Consider the following 17,486-nt stretch of genomic DNA (forward strand, 5'->3'; position numbering starts at 1 on the left):
GTAAATGGTTCTAATGTTGAGCGGCCTGCGAGTTTTACTGCCTGGCCTAAAACTTTGGTGGTGGCGTCGGTCGGTAACGGCCTTTCAAAAAACGCTGTGAACACGTCCGTGTGCGCTTGGGCTCCGCCATCCCTGGCTCCGCACATTTTTGAAAGGCCGTTACCGACCAACGCTTCGAGTTTGTTCTTGCCTGCTTTTAGGGACTCCACTTGGCCGATCTGATCCAGTGTTAATCATAGGCACCTGTTCCTCATTGCACCGAGCTATGGGTGGCCGTTGGGAGGGGGTGTCCAAAACCGTGCGGAGCCATGGATGGCGGAGCCCGAGCGTCACATGGACGTGCCGTAAGGAGCGTGTTTTGGATACCCCCTCCCAACGGCCACTTCCACCGGAGCCATAGGCCACCGAGGCTTCAGTCACCCGGAGTCTTAGGCAACCTCAAACAAGCCAGCCGCACCCATGCCAGTGCCAACGCACATGGTGACGACCACATACTTCACACCGCGACGCTTACCCTCGATCAGCGCGTGGCCGACCAGGCGTGAGCCGGTGGTGCCGTAGGGGTGACCCACTGCGATGGCGCCGCCGTTGACGTTCAAACGGTCCATCGGGATGCCGAGTTTGCGCTGGCAGTAGAGGACCTGAACGGCGAAGGCTTCGTTGAGTTCCCACAGGCCGATGTCGTCTACGGTCAGGCCGGCACGCTTCAACAACTTGGGTACTGCGAAGACAGGGCCAATGCCCATTTCGTCGGGCTCACAACCGGCCACTGCGAAGCCGCGGAAGATGCCCAGCGGGGTAGCGTTGCGCTGTTCGGCGACTTTGCTGTCCATCAGTACACAGGCTGACGCGCCGTCGGAGAATTGGCTGGCGTTGCCGGCGGTGACCACGCCACCTTCCATTGCGGAGCGGATTTTGCTCACGCCTTCCAGGTTGGTGTCCGGGCGAATGCCTTCGTCCTGGCTGACGGTCACTTCCTGGCTGCTGAGCTGGCCGGTGGCCTTGTCAGCCACGCCCATGGTGGTGGTGATGGGTACGATTTCGTCGTCGAACTTGCCGTCTTCCCGGGCCTGGGTGGCCAGGTTCTGACTGCGGACGCCGTATTCGTCCATGTCTTCTTTCTTGATGTCATAACGCTTGGCCACCGTTTCAGCAGTGTCCAGCATCGACCAGTACAGCTCCGGCTTGTTCTTCGCCAGCCAGGGTTCCATGAAGTAGTTCTGGTTCACGTTGGCCTGCACAGTGGAGATGGATTCCACGCCACCAGCGACCATCACGGGCACTTTATCAACCGCGATGTGCTGGGCGGCCATGGCGATGGCCTGCAAACCGGACGAGCAGAAACGGTTGATGGTAGCGCCGCCGACCGTGACTGGCAGCCCCGCGCGAATCGCACCCATGCGAGCAACGTCGTTACCGGTAGAGCCTTCCGGCAGGGCGCAGCCCATCAGAACGTCTTCGATTTCGTTGGGGTCGACTTTGGAGCGCTCAACCGCGTGCTGGATCGCGTGGCCTGCCAGTGTGGCGCCGTGGGTCATGTTCAGGCCGCCGCGCCAGGATTTGGCCAGGGGCGTGCGGGCTGTGGATACGATGACAACATCATTGGACATAACAATTCTCCTAGTGCGGAGCGGCATTCAATAAGCCGCCCCGGATCAATTCGTGAACCGGTTATTTGGCGTCGAAACCTTTGCCTTCTTCAGCGCGCTTGGCCAACAGGGCCGCGGGCTTCCAGAAACCAGGCTGGGTGTGACGGTCTTCGGTAAAGGCCTGCATGGCGCGAACCACGTTCGGCAGCCCGACCTCTTCGGCGTAGTGCATGGGGCCACCGCGGAACACGGGGAAGCCGTAACCGGTCAGGTAGACCATGTCGATGTCCGAAGCGCGCTGGGCGATGCCTTCGTCCAGGATCTGGGCGCCTTCGTTCACCAGTGCGTACACGCAACGTTCAACGATTTCCTGATTGCTGATCTTGCGCGGGGTGATGCCCAGCTCGGCGCGGACTTCGTCGACCACCTTATCCACTTCCGGATCGTGCAGGGCGTTGCGGTTGCCCGGCTCGTAGCGGTAGAAACCGGCGCCGGTCTTCTGACCGTAGCGGCCCATTTCACAGAGGCGGTCGGCCAGAACCATTTTCACCATGTCCGGGTTTTCTTCGTACTGACGCTTGCGGATCGCCCAGCCGATGTCGCCGCCGGCCAGGTCGGCCATGCGCAGCGGGCCCATCGCAAAGCCGAACTTTTCGATGGCCTTGTCGATTTGCTGGACGCTGGCGCCTTCTTCCAGCATCAGCAGCGCTTCACGCTGGTACTGATTGATCATACGGTTGCCGATGAAACCATCGCAGACGCCGGAGACCACTGCGGTTTTCTTGATGGTCTTGGCCAGTTTCATGGCGGTGGCCAGCACATCTTTAGCGGTTTTCTCACCGCGCACTACTTCCAGCAGCTTCATGATGTTGGCCGGGCTGAAGAAGTGCAGGCCAATGACGTCTTCCGGGCGCTTGGTAAAGCTGGCGATCTTGTCCAGGTCCAAGGTGGAGGTGTTGGACGCGAGGATTGCGCCGGATTTGCACACTTCATCCAGCTTCTCGAACACGGACTGTTTCACGCCCATCTCTTCGAACACGGCCTCGATAACCAGGTCGACGTTGCTCAGGTCGTCATAGCTGAGCGACGGCGTCAGCAGGTCCATCTTGGCCTTGGCGTCGTCTTCGCTCATGCGGCCTTTCTTGACCCGGCCTTCGTAGACCTTGCGAATGGCCTCGATGCCGCGGTCCAGGCCTTCCTGCTTCATTTCAACCAGAGTGACGGGGATGCCGGCGTTCAGGAAGTTGATGCTGATGCCGGTGCCCATGGTTCCGCCGCCGATGACGCCAACGGATTTGATATCACGGGTAGGCGTGTCAGAGGGGACATCGGCGATCTTGCTGGTCAAACGCTCGGAGAAGAACGCGTGACGCAGGGCGCGGGATTCCGGGGTCTGCATCAGGTTCACGAACGCCTCGCGCTCGACTTCCATGCCCTTGTCGAAGGGCATGGTGACGGCCGCTTTCACTGCCTCGACGCATTTCAGCGGCGCCGGGTAGTTCTTCGCCATGGCACCAACGGTGTTGCTGGTGAACATGAAGAAGCCTTCCGGATTCGGGTGCTTGGCTTTCAGATCCCGCACTTTCTTCAGCGGCAGGCCTTCGCTGACCACTTTGCAGGCATAGGCAATGGCCGCGTCCTGGAGTTCGCCGTCAATGATTTCATCGAACAGGGCGCTGCCCTTGAACTGTTTGGCCGGAACCACGCTGCCGGAGACGATCATGTTCACGGCGTGTTCGGCACCAATCACCCGCGGCAGGCGCTGGGTGCCGCCTGCGCCGGGCAGCAGCCCCAGCTTCACTTCCGGCAGGGCGATCTGCGCGTCCGGCTTGGCAATGCGGTAATGACAACCCAGGGCCAGTTCCAGACCGCCACCCATGCAGGCGCCGCTAATGGCCGCAATCACCGGCTTGCGGCTGGTTTCCACATAGTTGATGACGGTGGTCAGAATCGGTTCTGCCATGGCTTTGTCGGTGCCGAATTCGCTGATGTCGGCGCCGCCGGAAAAGGCACGATCGGAGCCGATCAGGACCACGGCTTTCACAGCATCGTCAGCCTCGGCTTTTTGAATGCCGTCGACAATGCCCCGTCGAAGTTCAAGGCCGAGCCCGTTCACAGGCGGATTGTCGAGTCGGATGACGGCGGTGTGGCCGTGCAAGTCGTAATGGGCAGAACTCATGAGAAAGCTCCCTGGTTGTGGCATCAAAGGTTGGGAATCGGTGTACGGATCAATGTTTGAAAAGTCCATACACTGGTGTATTGTTGATCCATACACTAATGTATGTTTTGTGCACCGTCAACGGTTTTGAAACCGGCGGTCTGTTACCATAGCGCGGATGTTTGCCGCTCCCGATTCGACCGTTTCAGGAAGTTGTTGTTCCATGACCAAACCTTCACACGCCGCCCGAGACAAGAGCCAGCTGACCCGTGATGACTGGCTGGACGCCGCTGCCGGAGAGGTTGCTGCCGGTGGTTTCGGCAATTTGAGGGTACTGACCCTGTCGAAGAAACTGGGTGTCACCCGCGGCAGCTTTTATTGGCATTTCAAGGACCACGAGGATCTGGTGGTCAGCTTTCTTAACCGCTGGCGGGATCGACGGCTGCATGAGCTCCAGTACTGGAAACCCAAGGGCGGTGATCTGGAAACCGAGCTTCGGCAGATTCTGGAACTGCTGCTGACCGACGCCTCCCGCAACATCCGCCGTCTGCAGGTGGAACTGGCCGTCCGCGATTTTGCGCGCCGCAACGATTACGCAGCGGACCTGGTAAACGAGGTGGACGAGGCGCGGATCGATCAGAACTGTGAACTCTACGAACGCCTGAGCCGTGATCCCCAGCGTATCCGTGATCTGTCCCTGCTTATGTATGTGGCCACCATCGGGTCCCAGGTGGTGCTGACTGGCAAGAAAGGGGACGCCGAAACCATCGAGCGGCTTGAGGATCTGATGGCTCGGGTAGCACTTGCGCAGCGGGACGATTTCAGTGATGCATAGCAGGCGCGGGCTTTGTTGGCTGGTCGCCGCTCTGTTGTCGATGGAGGCGAGTGCCAACGAGCGGTGCCTGTCGGCAGCCGATACTGACCTTGAGCGTCTTTACTGCGAGGTGATCAGTGAAGGCGGCGGAGCAGGCTTACCGTCCCAGCCGGACTTCAACCGCAATGACCCACAGGTGCAGGCGCTGTTGCTCAAGCGTCCGGCTCAACGACTGGGACTGAAAGTTCCAAAACCCACACGATCGCAAAACGAGCAATCTGCGCTGACACCACAGGCAGCAGAGAGATCGGAGCCGAGGCAAGAACAGCAGACGCAGAGCGAACCAGAACCAAAGACCGAGCTGGCAGGCTGCCGGTTGAATGGCAAGCGGATCCGCTGCTCTCAGGGCGATTACCGGTTGGCAGAGAATCAGCGAAAATCAGCATTGGAAGAGGGGGTGCTGGAGCCGGACAATCAGCTCAGGCTGGAGCCTTTCGAGGGTAGCCTTGAGGATGAAGGGGCGGTCATCCCCTATCTTTCCCGCGCCTACGATCAATACATTCCCAAAATGTTGCGCATCGGTCTGGGGGCAAACACGATGAGCTTCACCGCGTTTCACAACGCCTTTCACACACTGGAAGGCGGCGGTGTGGATTTCTCGGATCGTATGGCGGAAACCTATGAATTGCTGAAACAGGATCGTCAGCAACTGGGCGTGAAGACCCGCTACCACGATGACCTGCCCGATAACCTGTCGCTGTGTGATTTTATCAATCGCGACGTTCTGGTCTGCGATAACGTGGGAACTAACTGGGTGTACGTCCGCGCGGACCGATGAAGCCGTGGTCCGCGCGAACTTGAGCAGTTCAGTGCAGGTCCGGTCGCCCCAGTTCCTGCAACACAGTATCCAGCACCAATGGGCTTCTCAGTATCTTGTGATGACCGAGCCCGCGTGTGCGCAGAACCTCGCCGCGCGCCCAGCCTGAGTGCACCCGTTCGCTCTGCGCTGGCTCAATGGATTTGTCATCCTGATCGAGTACGACCAATCCCCGTTGAGTCAGCGAGCCGACGAGGTTTTCCATGTCCAGTCTTTCCCAGACAGAGGTGCCGAATTGTTCTTCCATCAATCTCAGATGCACAGCGAGTACGTCTGAGCTGAGCGCCAGTTGACGCCCCAGATTATCCATAACGGAATGCACGCTTAATGGCGGCGCCAGCATCAGCAGGTACTGTGCCTGCAATCCGTCGGCAATTGCGCGGGCAACGGCAAGGCTGCCCATGGAGTGCGACAGTATGCCGTAGATCTGTCCCACGCTGGCGGCTACTTTGGCAACGACTTCTGCCATGTCGAAAAGGTCCGTCCGTTCACCCTGTGCACGACCATGGGCAGGTGCGTCGAACAGCACGACCCGGTAACCGGCCTCCACTAGCGGATTGATCCAGGCTCCAAACTGGATGCCTGCCCCTGACCAGCCATGCACCCCCAGAATGACAGGGCCATTACCCCAGGAGTACACGGGAATGGTATAGGCCCCGTGCTGCAGCTGGGTGTAGCCGTCGACCGAGTCCAGCAGGTATTCGTAGCGTGAGGGCATTGGCAGCCGCGAGGGTCGGAACGCCATGTGATTAACCAGGCGGCCCGCCTTTTCCGGGGACATGCGGCCAAGAAACCCCAGTGCCATGCGTGTGGCCGAAAGCCCAATGCTATCCGGAGTGCGAGGACCTGTTGGCTTCCGGATGCTGTCTGATTGAATGTGAACTTGTGTGGTCATGATGAAAAGTCCTTCTTCCTGTTCGGTGGTTGACGATTTCAGATTAGGACTTGTGGTTGGCAAGAAGTAGTGTCATATTTGACATATAAAATGCGGATAGGGCCATATTATGTTCAAGGTCGCAATAGTTGCTTTGCCCCGGTGTCATGCCTCCGGCGTCCACGGGATTCTCGATTTTTTCACGGTGGCCAATTACTGCGGCGCTGCGCCTTCCGGCGCCGAAGAGCCGCTGTTCGACTGCCAGGTGGTCACGGTTGATGACCAGCCGGTACGGGGTTATAGCGGTGCCCTGGTAACGCCGACCATTAACAGGAACGACTTTGACGCCGACCTGATCGTCGTTGGTTCGTCTGTGGAAGCGGCGATCGGTGCGGAACACCTGGATTGGTCCCTGGCGCCTGCGAAACCGCTGCACGGTTGGTTGCTGGATGCAAAGGCCCGTGGGGCGGTCATTACCAGTGTCTGCACCGGAAGCTTTGTGCTGGCCGAAGCCGGCTTACTGGATGACGTGGTCGCGACGACCCACTGGCGGGCGGCGCCCATGTTCCGCAGCCGGTATCCGGATATCCGTTTAGAGGAAGACCAGCTGGTGGTGGATAACGGCCAGATTATCTGCGCTGGTGGTGCGACTGCCTTCGTGGATTTGTGCCTGTACCTGGTGGAACGGTTTGCCTCACCCTCGGTGGCGCTGGCCTGCAGCAAAATGCTGGTGATGGACGGTCGCCGGAAAGAGCAGACACCCTACATGGCGTTTTACAGTAAGAAGGCTCATCAGGATGAGCCGATTCGCAAGGCGCAGGGCTGGCTGGAACAGCATTATGCAGACCCGGTCACCATCGATGAGGTGGCCGCCGTCGCCAATCTGGGGACCCGCACCTTCAAACGGCGATTCAAGGAAGCGACCGGTGAAACGCCCATAGGCTATCTGCAGCATCTGCGCATTGAGGCCGCCAAACACCTGCTGGAGTCTAGCCGTGAGCAGACCGCCCGCATCATCTGGAGCGTGGGTTATGAAGACGCCAGTTCCTTCCGGCGACTGTTCAAGCGCACGGCTGGTTGTACCATGGAGCAGTATCGCAAGCGATTCAGCTATGTATCGCCCGCCGTTGCGTAATAGCTTTCCTGTCCTGTTGGTGCCAGCGGTTGCTCTGCCGTGGTGTGCAGTGGGATGATCTCAGCCTGATAACCCTTTGCTCAAGCTGAACAGGACACCCATGCCCGGTAAACCCACCACCCGCCTCAACAAGTACATCAGCGAAAGCGGTATGTGCTCGCGTCGTGAGGCAGACCGGTACATCGAGAATGGCCAGGTGGTCATCAACGGTAAACAGGCCGTGGTGGGTGATCAGGTTGCGCCGGGCGACAGGGTGTTGGTGAACGGTCAGAAGGTCGAGCCCAAAACCGAAAAAGACCTGGTGTTCATCGCACTGAATAAACCCGTCGGCGTGGTCAGCACCACGGACCCTGCCGAGCGTCGCAACATTGTGAATCATGTCGGTCATCCGGAGCGCATTTTCCCCATTGGAAGGCTGGATAAAGACTCACAAGGGCTGATTTTCCTCACCAGTAATGGCGACCTGGTCAACAAGATCCTCCGTGCGGGTAACAATCACGAGAAGGAATATCTGGTCACGGTAAACAAGCCGGTCACAGACCAGTTCCTGAAAGGAATGGGCAGTGGGGTGCCGATCCTCGGGACGGTGACCAAGCCCTGTAAAGTCGAGAAAGTGTCCAAGAATGTTTTCCGGATTACCCTGGTGCAGGGACTGAATCGGCAGATACGCCGGATGTGCGATTTCTTCGACTACGAGGTGGTCAAGCTCGAGCGTGTTCGCATCATGAACGTTCAGCTGAAGGGACTGAAGCCAGGGCAATGGCGAGATCTCAAGCCCGCCGAGATGGAGGCCCTGATGGGCATGATCAGTGATTCGTCGTCGGAAGCAGCGCCGGGCACCCGCCGTGAAGTACCCAAACCAAAAGCGAACAAGCCACGCCATGACAAAGCCCGGGGACCGCGCCCGGGAAGTAAAAACAAGGGAGCGCCCGGAGGCAAGCCAAAGAAGGCCCGCAAGCCGAGCGTTAAAAAGCAGAGCCGAAAGCCAGGATGAGTCGTCATGTCGATTAACACGGTTGAGACCAATCGCAATCGTCAGAACTTCGAAGGTATTTCGTCGGTCTGGCTGTTTGGCTATGGCTCTTTGATCTACAAAGTTGATTTTCCCTTCCTTGAGAAACGCCCCGCCACGATCAACGGTTGGGAGCGTCGTTTCTGGCAGGGCTCCCATGACCATCGTGGCACGCCAGAGGCTCCTGGTCGGGTGGTCACCCTGATCGAGAAGCCCGGTGCACGCTGCAAAGGCATGGCGTTCCGGGTATCGCCCCACGTGTTCGAGCACCTGGATGTGCGGGAAAAGAACGGATATCTCCGCTTTACCACACCCATGACCTTTGACGATGGGTCGGTCGAGGATGGCCTGGTGTATATCGCCACTGAAGACAACGAAGCGTTTCTGGGACCGGCGCCTTCTGAAGACATTGCCAGGCAGATCGCCCGATCCATTGGCCCAAGCGGCCCAAATCGTGACTATTTGCTGAATCTTGCAGACGCGCTTCGCGCTCTGGGCGACCACGATTCGCACGTGTTCGACATCGAAAAACACCTCTCATAAACCCACGCCACTATTGGTTGAACGTCAATTCTGACTCCCTTGTGTCAAGGTTCGTCGGCGCTGTGTAAAGGAAGTGCAAAGCTGCCGCCAAAGCCCTGACATTCCCGCCTGCTTCCGTATTCTTGGGGTACAGCGCATCGGCAAATGGCAAGCCCATGCGATTTCAGAGGATCTGAAAAGATCGGGAGAAGCGTGATGAAGAATATTCTGATCGGAAGTTTCATACTTGCTTTACTCATGGGCTCGACCACAGCCATTGCAGAACGCTATGACCGCGGTGATCGAGATCATCGCAACGATAGTCACAAGGTTGAACGGGACAAGCATCCAAAACACAAAAAGTTTCTGACATCCCGTTATGAGGATCGTGATGGCCATCGTTACCGCGGTGACCGAGAACATCACCGCGGCAAGGGTCACGGTTGGGAAGGTCGCGGTTGGAAAGGAAAGCACGGTTATCACCATCGTGGTCATGGCCATGGCTGGAAAAAGCGGCATGCCTGGAAGCACAAGAAGCATCACCGCCACCACGGCTACAAGCGTCACTGGCACGGTGACAGACACCATTCAGGTCACTATCACCGTCACCACGACCGCAATCAGATGCGCTATCACTTCAGTTACAACAGCGGATCGAATCAGAGCCCCGGCGGCTATTTCTCGATCGACCTTTCAAGATAAGGAGGTTTTCGCCTCGAGCGGTTGATAGCTGCGAGCTGGCGCCTCATGGCGGCGCCGGTTTTTCAGCCCGATTGCCAGCAGCGGCAGAATAATCAGCGCACTGCCTGCCAGGAACCATAGGTCTGGTGTTTCACCGAACCAGATCCAGCCAATCGCGACCGCCCAGACCAGGCCGGTGTATTCGGCGCTGGTGACCTGGTTGGCATCCACTTGCTGATAGGCCAGCAGCACGGTCATGTTATAGCCCAGAATAAACAGGGCAGAACCAGACGCACTGACCAGCATTGAGCTGTCCCAGCTTGCGCCTTCCCACCAGGCCAGTGCGCCCGCCGCCGGCATTATCAGTAAATAGTTAAGAAACAGTTTGTGAATCGTGGACTGCTGTTTGGGCAGCTTGCGCACCATTACGGCATTGATGGCCAGCGTAAAGGCCGAGCCCAGTGCGGCAATGGCTGCCCAGTCGAAGGCCACGGGGCGCAGAATCAGCACAATGCCGAGGAAGCCGCTGAACACCGCTGTGACGCTGAGAGGTGTCAGTCGCTCGCCAAAGACGACCGCAGCAAGCACCATCACCAGGATAGGCGCGGCATAAAATACGGCGTTGGCGGTGGCCAGTGGCAGATTGCTCAGTGCCACGACCATGCACAACATGCCCGCCAGATGTATGTGGGCACGGATGGCGTGCACTTTGAAGCCTTCAAACAGGTGATTCCAGTTGAGTTTGCCGGCCAGGGGAATCAGCATGAATAGCGTCAGCAGGCAACGCAGGAAAGCAAACTGAAACACCGGTGCGCCAGGTTCAAGCAGTTTGATAAACACATCCGACAGAATGGCCATCGCGTTGCCGATGATGAGTAGCAAAATAGCGCTGTTGACGGTTTTTCCTGACATGGTCTCACCTTGAACTTCTTTTCCTCCCACTTGGGAGTATTCGCCCTGTGTAGCCCCACTTCCAAAACACGCTCCTGGCGGCACATCCATGTGACGCTTGGGCTCCGCCATCCATGGCTCCGCACAGTTTTGGAAGTGGGGCTACACAGGGCTCCCTGAACTTGTGAAGGTGAGTCTACGGACGTGTTAGTATCCGATAAAATGATCTATTCACGTTTACTATTAGAAAATTAGATAATGAAACTGCCACCCCTTAAATCGCTGCCCGTATTCGAAGCCGTTGCGCGGCTGAACAGCTTTTCTCTGGCGGCGGCGGAGCTGGCGGTAAGCCAGAGCGCGGTCAGTCATCAGATCAAACAGCTGGAAACCTACCTGGGCGAAAAGCTCTTTTGGCGCAGTGGGCGAACGCTGACGCTGACGGATGAGGGGCGGCAGTATCTGGATGGCGTCAGTACCGCGTTGTTGCAGATTGAGCGGGCGAGCGAGGAGCTGCTGGGGCATGAGGAAGCAATGCTGCGGCTGTCAGTGTTCAGTTCCTTCGCCGTAAGATGGCTGGTGCCACGGCTACCGGATCTCAAGCGATTGCACCCGCAATTGGAATTGTCTCTGGAGATGAGCAGCGAGAACCCGGTGCTGTCAGACCGGGTTGCGGATTGTTTCATCACCGTCAAGCCGACGTCCCCGGCGTTCAGCTACGAGCTGCTCTACGAGGAGCGCCTGTTCCCGGTGTGCAGTCAGGACTACTGGCAGAAAATTCGTCGCGAGTTGGCTCTGGACGACGTAACCGGGGACCCGGCGTCGCTATCATTAACGCCGGCCCAGGTGGCGGAGTTTCCATTGTTGTCGACTCACAGCATCTACAATCGTCAGGGGGGTGACTGGAAGGCCTGGTATCGCGAGGCGGGCCTGAACTTGCCGGCGTCTAGCCGGTTGCTGCACTCAAGTCACATGCTGCTGTCGCTGGAGGCGGCGCGATTTCATCAAGGCATCACGCTGACCAACGATTACATGCTCAGTACACGCAAAGATTCGGAAGAATTCGTTCGCCTTCCGACCCATTCAGTCATGACCGGCGACAGCTTCTATTTTGCCTGGAAAACCAGTCGCCGGCGGGAACGTGGCATTCAGCTACTTCGGCGCTGGCTTGTGAGTCAGGCAATTGAGTCCGGACTTCGCAGGGAGGATGCGTCGTGACGAAACCATTGCCTGGAGCCGATATCGACTTTGAGAAGCGCAACGAAGAACGGTTGATGAAATCTGTGATAATCTCCCGGCTGCATTAGAACTGGATGGCGTGCAATTGGATATGTGCGCATGACTCATAGTGGAGGGACCCATGAATTACCTGAATATTTTCAGAATAACGTTGCTACTGATCAGTAGCTTTTTCTTAACCGCTTGCTTGAGTTCAGGTGGTAGCAGCCAGAGCAGCACCAACGAAACTGCAAATCCAACGACGACAGAGCTCAACGGGCTGGTCCGAAATTATTTTACCGGCGAGCCGATCAACAGCGCTTCCGTCACCATTTCGTCTGCCGACGGTGGTCAGCTCGCAGAGGGCCAGACGAACGCGGAAGGTGAGTTTCAGTTAGCCGCTAACAGCGGGTTGTCCCGTGTCTCGGTCAATGCCTCTGCGCAAGGCTTCGGGGATATGTCCCGAGTGGCCTCTACCATTGACGGTAGCGCCAGCGGCCGCATCGAGTTGTCGCTTCTGCCATCGGACCTTGAGCAGATCATTGATCCATCCGTTGCAAATACTCTGTCCGTAAATGGATTGGGCATCGTAGATCTCGCGGCCAACACATTTGTGCTCGATAACGGCGCAACCTATTCAGGCAATGTTAACGCTGAAGTGACCGTTATTGATCCGACCTCTGACCCAGACGTCATGCCGGGAGGCTACCAAGCAGTTTCCGCCGAAGGTGGAGAAGGCCTGATGGAATCCTGGGGTGCTATCACCGCGACGTTCGAGGGTGCGAATGGAGAAACTCTGCAGCTGCGTCAGGGCGACACAGCGACCATTCGTATTCCACTGGCGCAAGGCCGCTCGGCGGCGAACTCGCCCGCATCGATACCTCTGTTTTTCTTTGATCAGGACACGGGAATCTGGCGCGAGGAAGGCTCTGCAACATTGCGCATGGAGTCCGGTGAGACCTTCTACCAGGGGCAGGTGTCGCATTTTACGACCTGGAACGCCGATGTATTGTATGAGTCCGTCAATGTCACAGGTCGGGTGGTTGATGCGTCCGGTGAACCCGTGGCTGATGCAAATGTGACGGCTGAGGGCCAGAGCTACATCGGCAGTTCAAGCAGCACCACGGGAGCGGATGGACGCTTTACGCTAGAAGTGCGTCCGGACTCTGACTTTCTCATCGTCGCCTCCCGGGCTACCCGCTCAAATACGCGTTCCGTTACCATCGGTGATACTGACCTTGAGCTGCAAGACGATATCGTGCTTTCAGAAGCGGCCGTTGCGATCACCTTGAGTTGGGGAGAGAACCCGAGCGACCTCGATAGCCATCTGTTCGGGCCCTCAGACGAAAACCAAAGCACCGAATTTCATGTCTACTATTCAAATAGTTCTGAAATCGTTGGTGGCACCGTCATCGATCTGGATGTTGATGACACAAGCAGCTTTGGCCCCGAGGTCATTACCGTACCGCAATTCCCCTATGCCGGAACCTACCGTTACCTCGTCCACCTTTACTCGGGTTCGGGTTCCATCCTTGACTCTCCCGCACGGGTTGAAGTGTCCATTGATGGTGTGACCCGGATCTTCTCTCCGTCGCAGGCGCAAGGCCAGGTCAGCGAATGGTGGGCGGTGGCTAATTTCGTTGTCGACGGTAATGGCGACGTTTCACTTCAGACTGTGCAGGAGTGGCGGACGTCGTCGGACAACCAGATCCAGGCTCAGGTGAGTCCAGCTGTGTTCGGTGACAGCACGACCAGCAAGACGCCTCATCAGGGGCAGATCGACCGTAAATATTATTCACGGTAGGTGTAGCCTTCCGGAACGAAATCTATCGTCTGATCGTGCTCTCACCATAAGGCAATTATTTTGCCGCTATATCAAACGGGACCGACTGTCCCAAACGAGAGGACGTTAATTGATGATCAGACTATTGATGGCCGTGCTCATTGCAAGCTTTGTGGGTGTGTCTTCATTGGCGGTTGCTGGCAACCACAATTCGGAACTTCCACCGGGCTTGCAGAAAAAAGTTCAGCAGGGTAAGCCTCTGCCTCCGGGTTGGCAGAAGAAAATGGATATCCGCTCAGGTGGCCGGCTGAATCAGGACCTTTATGACTACGGCGAGGTTCGGGATCTGGGCGATGGACGCCAGGAAGTGCGGATCGAAGACCAGATCTATACGGTCATCAAGGATACCCGTGAAATTATCGATATTCTGGAGCAATAACGGACGCTCTATCAGAGTGAATCCGCATCCAGCGCGCGAACCCGCAACTGCTCCCTATCGTTGAACAAACGATTCTGCAGTTCGGATATGGCGTTAGCCTGGTCGGATTCGCTCAAACCGGCTTCGATCACGCGTGATTTTTCCTGCTGGTAATGGGCAAGTCGCTGTCGCCAGGCTTGCTGCTTGCGATCCAGTTCAGCCAGTTCCAGTGCCGCTTCTTCGCCAAGTTGACTCGCCCTGAACTGATAGAGTTCGGCGTCACTGGCATTGCTGGCCTTCATGGCTTCGGCCTGTTGATACACATCGCCGTGTATCACGGCCCGTTTCCTGGCCTCCCTCACCGGCTGCGGAAGGGTCTGTTCAAGATTCTTCAGCTGTTGTTGTCGCTCTTCAGCTGTCAAAGACGGATTCTGCTGGATGTCTATTCTCGCCAGGGTGAAACGGTCAATGCTGAGGTCGTCTTCAAAAAAGGCATCGATTTCCTCTCGTGCAAAATAGTCGTGCTGAAGTTGCTCGAGTCGGCTCAGGCGCTGTCGAAGGGCGCCCTGATCAAAGCCTGATTCGGCCATTCCATCCGGTAGTGCTTTCTCCAGTGAATCCAGTGCCATGCGGTAGCCGACGTATCGTTCCAGTAATGACAGCGACTGGCTGAGGGCAGGCTCCTGCAGGCGTTGGGCAAGTGCTGAACGAATACGGGCAAGCACCGTGGCCAGGGGTTCCTGATCAATGTTGGCCAGGTAGAAGTCCAGCAATACCTTCAGATCCTCGCTTGGTATCAGGTTGCCATTTTCATCCGTGCGAAGTTGCGCGTCAGGCTCCAGCCCTCGCAGTTCCGGAGGAAGTGGGGGAAGAGCAGCCTCAGTGTTGGCGTTCGGCAAAGTGACCGACGGCCGTGGCCCGTTGGCGGCACTCACCTCTACCGGCGTGACGGCCGAGCCCTCCGATGGGCTGCCATGGTCGACTGATGGCCAGAAGAAAACGAGAACGCCGGCAGCAAGGCACGAGCCCGCTGCCGGCAGTAGCCATTGCCTGATCATTTACAGGCCGACGCTTTTCAGACGCCGTGCGTGATTGCGGATCAGGGTTTTGGGCGAGGTTTCAAACAGTGAGACCAAACCAAGAACCTGATTGTTCACGTCGATGTGGTTCATGAAGTAGTTATCCCGGATGACCTCGCCGAAATGGCTGGAACAGCGCGGGGTTACGCCATCGTCAGCGCCTGAAATAGCGAGACTTGTGGTGCCGAACAGCGCATCGGACAGATCCACGCCGGTGGTGATGGTTGCTGTGCCGCTCCAGGAGTACAGGCGGATACTGTGGCCGCCGATATTCACGTGTGAAGGACCTTCACCACAAGAAGTTGTGGGTACACCGGCGGGGAACATGTTGTTGAACTCAGCGGACCCGGCTGCATTGAATTCGGCCAGCATGGCGTTAATGTCGGAATCGTCGGCCTTGTTGTTCGACAGCAGGTTGACCAGATTTCCCACGGCATTGCCAAGCGCTTCGAAGCCCACTCCGGTCAGGCTGCCCTCCGGGGCCAGGCCGGTGACGATGTCAGCCAGTGGCGATCCTTTGTGCGGCGTGTGCAGCGTGGTGACGGAGGCCACCAGATCCGGACGAACGTTCATCACATAGCGCGACGTCACACCGCCCTGGCTGTGACCGATCAGGTTGAACTTGCGAATGCTGCCGCCAGAGGACGCGCGGATGGCCTCAAGCTGTTCGATCAGCCGCTCGCCACGTTGGGCCGAACTGTCGAACGCGTTGATTTTGGGAACGAAAACCTGGGCGCCTTCATCTTCCAGCGTGCCAGGAATCTTGTACCAGTAATCAACACCGGCAATGGTATCGAAAGCAAAGATGCCCGGAACCAGCACAATCGGGTGTTTTGTTGCGGATTTATTGGAGGACCAGAGCCAGTCAAACCAGCCAGCCTGGGCAGGGAGTGCAAGGGAACAGGCGAGCGCAAACAGTGCGCCTTTGAGCCACAGTTTCATGAGGATTTTCCTTTTGTCTTTGTTATCGGAATCTTTTTAATCAAGCGTTGCCAATGTACGCCGGGATTCTGTCGGGCGGCTTGTAAGAACTGACGAGAAATCGGAGATCCGTCAAAAAGCCGTGAACTGATCACGAAACGGACAATTGTTCAGGGTAGTAAGGGCGTTAATTGCCTAGAATCGGCGGACTGACTCAACAATAACAAGCGATCTACATGGAAGACGGACTCTCCAATCTTCTTTATCTGTGGCCCCGACGGACTCTTTTCGTTGGGCACGTGGCCGGGCCGATTGATTTCAGTCAGGCGGCGGCGTCGCTGTTGGTGGGCATTCGCGCGCCGCTTCAGGTGCAGGTGCCGGGCCAGCCTGAGAGGATGAGTGCGCGGTCACTGATGCTCGCTCCCGGGAAAAAACTCAGGATCGAGACCTCTGGTGGGCTGGTGGCTGCCTGTTACCTGGACGCGCTGGGGCAGGATTACCGACTGTTATCGAAGCGAATGAAGCCTCTGATCGACGGCGTGCATGGTGACTTGCCAAACCAGCAGGAACTTTTCGACCTATTGTGCGAACTTCATCAGAAACCGGCATCGCCAGAGCAGGCCTATGAGCGGTTAGAGTTATGCCTGAACCCGGAATGCTTGCCTTATTCTGGCGCTGATCCGCGTGTTGAGCAGGTGATCGAGCTGATTCACCGCCAGATTGGCGACAATGTCTCCATCGACGCTCTGGCAGAATCGGTGAATCTGTCGGTGTCACGACTGGTAGAGTTGTTCCGGGAGCAGGTGGGTGTCCCTGTTCGTCGATACCGCCAATGGCACCGCTTATTTGTTACATTCACCGGCGTCAATCGGGGCGAAAGCCTGACCGATGCGGCCATCGCTGCCGGGTTTACCGACTCGGCGCATTTTTCCCACACGTTCAGGGTAACCCTCGGCATGAAGCCGTCGGACATTCTCGCGATGCTCTCGGGACGTCTGTTTGTTGGCAAGGAGGTGCCGCCCCAGCAGGTGGCCGGCTAGCGGCTTGCCTTTGGGGGTGCTTTTGGGCTGAAAGCACAGCGGTCCGGTTTGATGTCCAGCAGAGGCGTACCGTCCAGACAATCCAGCCCGCGGACGATGACTGTGCCGTTTTCGACGCGAACCAGTTGTACCATCGACGTGCCAATCGGGTTTGGCCGCACCGGCGAGCGCAGGGCAAAGGTGCCGAAGGTACGGCCGTCGCTTTTGGGACTTTGCTGAACCAGATCCCGTCGGCTCTGGTCTAGCCAGTACAACACCTCAAGGGTGTCGTAGTCTTCGAGCCCTGCCAGCGCGTCGTGCCAGACCGGGTCCAGCACCAACTGGCATTCCGGCCCCGCCATCTGGCCCTGGCGCGGGCAATCCTTGCGATCGCGCCAGGGGGTGCGAATGGTGCCAATGAAACGCAGGGTTGCGTCGGCAGGCGGTGAAAGGTCCACCGCCCGTTCATTGGGGCGCAATGTTTCGGGGTCACCCATC

Annotated in this window: 17 protein-coding genes; 10 read left to right on the forward strand and 7 right to left on the reverse strand. The window is 57.5% G+C overall.

Features of this window, described 5'->3' with window-relative positions; all coding sequences use genetic code 11:
* Positions 1–428 precede the first annotated feature (428 nt).
* Both QLQ17_RS01460 and QLQ17_RS01465 read right to left on the reverse strand, forming a co-directional pair.
* A complete protein-coding gene (locus QLQ17_RS01460) occupies positions 429–1,610 on the reverse strand; it encodes an acetyl-CoA C-acyltransferase (RefSeq protein WP_283207759.1) in 1,182 nt (393 codons plus the stop codon).
* Positions 1,611–1,671: 61 nt separating this feature from the next.
* Positions 1,672–3,768, reverse strand: coding sequence for a 3-hydroxyacyl-CoA dehydrogenase NAD-binding domain-containing protein (locus QLQ17_RS01465; protein WP_283207760.1), 2,097 nt, complete (start codon positions 3,766–3,768; stop codon positions 1,672–1,674).
* A 202-nt stretch (positions 3,769–3,970) separates the two neighbouring features.
* Between QLQ17_RS01465 and QLQ17_RS01470 the strand changes: the two genes are divergently transcribed.
* A complete protein-coding gene (locus QLQ17_RS01470) occupies positions 3,971–4,582 on the forward strand; it encodes a TetR/AcrR family transcriptional regulator (protein WP_283207761.1) in 612 nt (203 codons plus the stop codon).
* Positions 4,575–5,399: a hypothetical protein gene (locus QLQ17_RS01475; protein WP_283207762.1), complete on the forward strand. Its 825-nt coding sequence runs from the start codon at positions 4,575–4,577 to the stop codon at positions 5,397–5,399. Before QLQ17_RS01470 ends, QLQ17_RS01475 begins: the two co-directional genes overlap by 8 nt.
* Positions 5,400–5,427: 28 nt before the next feature.
* Here the strand turns inward: QLQ17_RS01475 and QLQ17_RS01480 are convergent, their stop codons facing one another.
* Entirely contained in the window at positions 5,428–6,333 is a 906-nt protein-coding gene (locus tag QLQ17_RS01480; protein ID WP_283207763.1) for an alpha/beta hydrolase, read from the reverse strand.
* Positions 6,334–6,442: 109 nt separating this feature from the next.
* On the opposite strand from QLQ17_RS01480, the gene QLQ17_RS01485 reads away from it, so the two are divergent.
* From QLQ17_RS01485 to QLQ17_RS01500, 4 genes are all read left to right on the forward strand, one after another.
* A complete protein-coding gene (locus QLQ17_RS01485) occupies positions 6,443–7,447 on the forward strand; it encodes a GlxA family transcriptional regulator (RefSeq protein ID WP_283207764.1) in 1,005 nt (334 codons plus the stop codon).
* A 100-nt stretch (positions 7,448–7,547) separates the two neighbouring features.
* Positions 7,548–8,441, forward strand: coding sequence for a 23S rRNA pseudouridine(2604) synthase RluF (gene rluF, locus QLQ17_RS01490; protein WP_283207765.1), 894 nt, complete (start codon positions 7,548–7,550; stop codon positions 8,439–8,441).
* A gap of 6 nt (positions 8,442–8,447) precedes the next feature.
* A complete protein-coding gene (locus QLQ17_RS01495; protein WP_283207766.1) occupies positions 8,448–9,002 on the forward strand; it encodes a gamma-glutamylcyclotransferase in 555 nt (184 codons plus the stop codon).
* A gap of 195 nt (positions 9,003–9,197) precedes the next feature.
* Positions 9,198–9,683, forward strand: a complete 486-nt coding sequence (locus tag QLQ17_RS01500; RefSeq protein ID WP_283207767.1) for a hypothetical protein — start codon at positions 9,198–9,200, stop codon at positions 9,681–9,683.
* Here the strand turns inward: QLQ17_RS01500 and QLQ17_RS01505 are convergent.
* Positions 9,675–10,574: a DMT family transporter gene (locus tag QLQ17_RS01505; protein WP_283207768.1), complete on the reverse strand. Its 900-nt coding sequence runs from the start codon at positions 10,572–10,574 to the stop codon at positions 9,675–9,677. The two genes, QLQ17_RS01500 and QLQ17_RS01505, sit on opposite strands and share 9 nt — an antisense overlap.
* A 237-nt stretch (positions 10,575–10,811) precedes the next feature.
* Between QLQ17_RS01505 and QLQ17_RS01510 the strand changes: the two genes are divergently transcribed.
* The 3 genes from QLQ17_RS01510 (at position 10,812) to QLQ17_RS01520 (ending at position 13,990) form a co-directional block, all read left to right on the forward strand.
* A complete protein-coding gene (locus QLQ17_RS01510) occupies positions 10,812–11,768 on the forward strand; it encodes a LysR substrate-binding domain-containing protein (protein ID WP_283207769.1) in 957 nt (318 codons plus the stop codon).
* A 142-nt stretch (positions 11,769–11,910) separates the two neighbouring features.
* Positions 11,911–13,572, forward strand: coding sequence for a carboxypeptidase regulatory-like domain-containing protein (locus tag QLQ17_RS01515; protein WP_283207770.1), 1,662 nt, complete (start codon positions 11,911–11,913; stop codon positions 13,570–13,572).
* 112 nt (positions 13,573–13,684) lie between these two features.
* Positions 13,685–13,990, forward strand: a complete 306-nt coding sequence (locus QLQ17_RS01520) for a hypothetical protein (protein WP_283209064.1) — start codon at positions 13,685–13,687, stop codon at positions 13,988–13,990.
* An 11-nt stretch (positions 13,991–14,001) separates the two neighbouring features.
* Here QLQ17_RS01520 and QLQ17_RS01525 read toward each other — a convergent pair whose 3' ends face one another.
* Positions 14,002–15,027 carry a lipase secretion chaperone gene (locus QLQ17_RS01525; protein WP_283207771.1) on the reverse strand — a complete coding sequence of 342 codons (1,026 nt, stop codon included), beginning with the start codon at positions 15,025–15,027 and terminating at the stop codon, positions 14,002–14,004.
* Positions 15,028–15,990: a lipase family alpha/beta hydrolase gene (locus tag QLQ17_RS01530; protein ID WP_283207772.1), complete on the reverse strand. Its 963-nt coding sequence runs from the start codon at positions 15,988–15,990 to the stop codon at positions 15,028–15,030.
* Between the two features lie 215 nt (positions 15,991–16,205).
* On the opposite strand from QLQ17_RS01530, the gene QLQ17_RS01535 reads away from it, so the two are divergent.
* Positions 16,206–17,009 carry a helix-turn-helix domain-containing protein gene (locus QLQ17_RS01535; RefSeq protein ID WP_283207773.1) on the forward strand — a complete coding sequence of 268 codons (804 nt, stop codon included), beginning with the start codon at positions 16,206–16,208 and terminating at the stop codon, positions 17,007–17,009.
* Here the strand turns inward: QLQ17_RS01535 and tsaA are convergent.
* Complete coding sequence (tsaA, locus tag QLQ17_RS01540) at positions 17,006–17,485, reverse strand: tRNA (N6-threonylcarbamoyladenosine(37)-N6)-methyltransferase TrmO (protein WP_283207774.1); 480 nt, start codon at positions 17,483–17,485, stop codon at positions 17,006–17,008. The genes QLQ17_RS01535 and tsaA overlap by 4 nt on opposite strands.
* Position 17,486: the final 1 nt, after the last annotated feature.

This window comes from Marinobacter sp. CHS3-4 (genome assembly GCF_030053415.1).
GTDB lineage: Bacteria > Pseudomonadota > Gammaproteobacteria > Pseudomonadales > Oleiphilaceae > Marinobacter.

Excerpts from the sequence above, each read along its gene's own strand:
- QLQ17_RS01460 (WP_283207759.1), bottom strand. The coding sequence starts at position 1,610 with ATGTCCAATGATGTTGTCATCGTATCCACAGCCCGCACGCCCCTGGCC.
- QLQ17_RS01465 (WP_283207760.1), bottom strand. The coding sequence starts at position 3,768 with ATGAGTTCTGCCCATTACGACTTGCACGGCCACACCGCCGTCATCCGA.
- QLQ17_RS01470 (WP_283207761.1), top strand. The coding sequence starts at position 3,971 with ATGACCAAACCTTCACACGCCGCCCGAGACAAGAGCCAGCTGACCCGT.
- QLQ17_RS01475 (WP_283207762.1), top strand. The coding sequence starts at position 4,575 with ATGCATAGCAGGCGCGGGCTTTGTTGGCTGGTCGCCGCTCTGTTGTCG.
- QLQ17_RS01480 (WP_283207763.1), bottom strand. The coding sequence starts at position 6,333 with ATGACCACACAAGTTCACATTCAATCAGACAGCATCCGGAAGCCAACA.
- QLQ17_RS01485 (WP_283207764.1), top strand. The coding sequence starts at position 6,443 with ATGTTCAAGGTCGCAATAGTTGCTTTGCCCCGGTGTCATGCCTCCGGC.
- rluF (WP_283207765.1), top strand. The coding sequence starts at position 7,548 with ATGCCCGGTAAACCCACCACCCGCCTCAACAAGTACATCAGCGAAAGC.
- QLQ17_RS01495 (WP_283207766.1), top strand. The coding sequence starts at position 8,448 with ATGTCGATTAACACGGTTGAGACCAATCGCAATCGTCAGAACTTCGAA.
- QLQ17_RS01500 (WP_283207767.1), top strand. The coding sequence starts at position 9,198 with ATGAAGAATATTCTGATCGGAAGTTTCATACTTGCTTTACTCATGGGC.
- QLQ17_RS01505 (WP_283207768.1), bottom strand. The coding sequence starts at position 10,574 with ATGTCAGGAAAAACCGTCAACAGCGCTATTTTGCTACTCATCATCGGC.
- QLQ17_RS01510 (WP_283207769.1), top strand. The coding sequence starts at position 10,812 with ATGAAACTGCCACCCCTTAAATCGCTGCCCGTATTCGAAGCCGTTGCG.
- QLQ17_RS01515 (WP_283207770.1), top strand. The coding sequence starts at position 11,911 with ATGAATTACCTGAATATTTTCAGAATAACGTTGCTACTGATCAGTAGC.
- QLQ17_RS01520 (WP_283209064.1), top strand. The coding sequence starts at position 13,685 with ATGATCAGACTATTGATGGCCGTGCTCATTGCAAGCTTTGTGGGTGTG.
- QLQ17_RS01525 (WP_283207771.1), bottom strand. The coding sequence starts at position 15,027 with ATGATCAGGCAATGGCTACTGCCGGCAGCGGGCTCGTGCCTTGCTGCC.
- QLQ17_RS01530 (WP_283207772.1), bottom strand. The coding sequence starts at position 15,990 with ATGAAACTGTGGCTCAAAGGCGCACTGTTTGCGCTCGCCTGTTCCCTT.
- QLQ17_RS01535 (WP_283207773.1), top strand. The coding sequence starts at position 16,206 with ATGGAAGACGGACTCTCCAATCTTCTTTATCTGTGGCCCCGACGGACT.
- tsaA (WP_283207774.1), bottom strand. The coding sequence starts at position 17,485 with ATGGGTGACCCCGAAACATTGCGCCCCAATGAACGGGCGGTGGACCTT.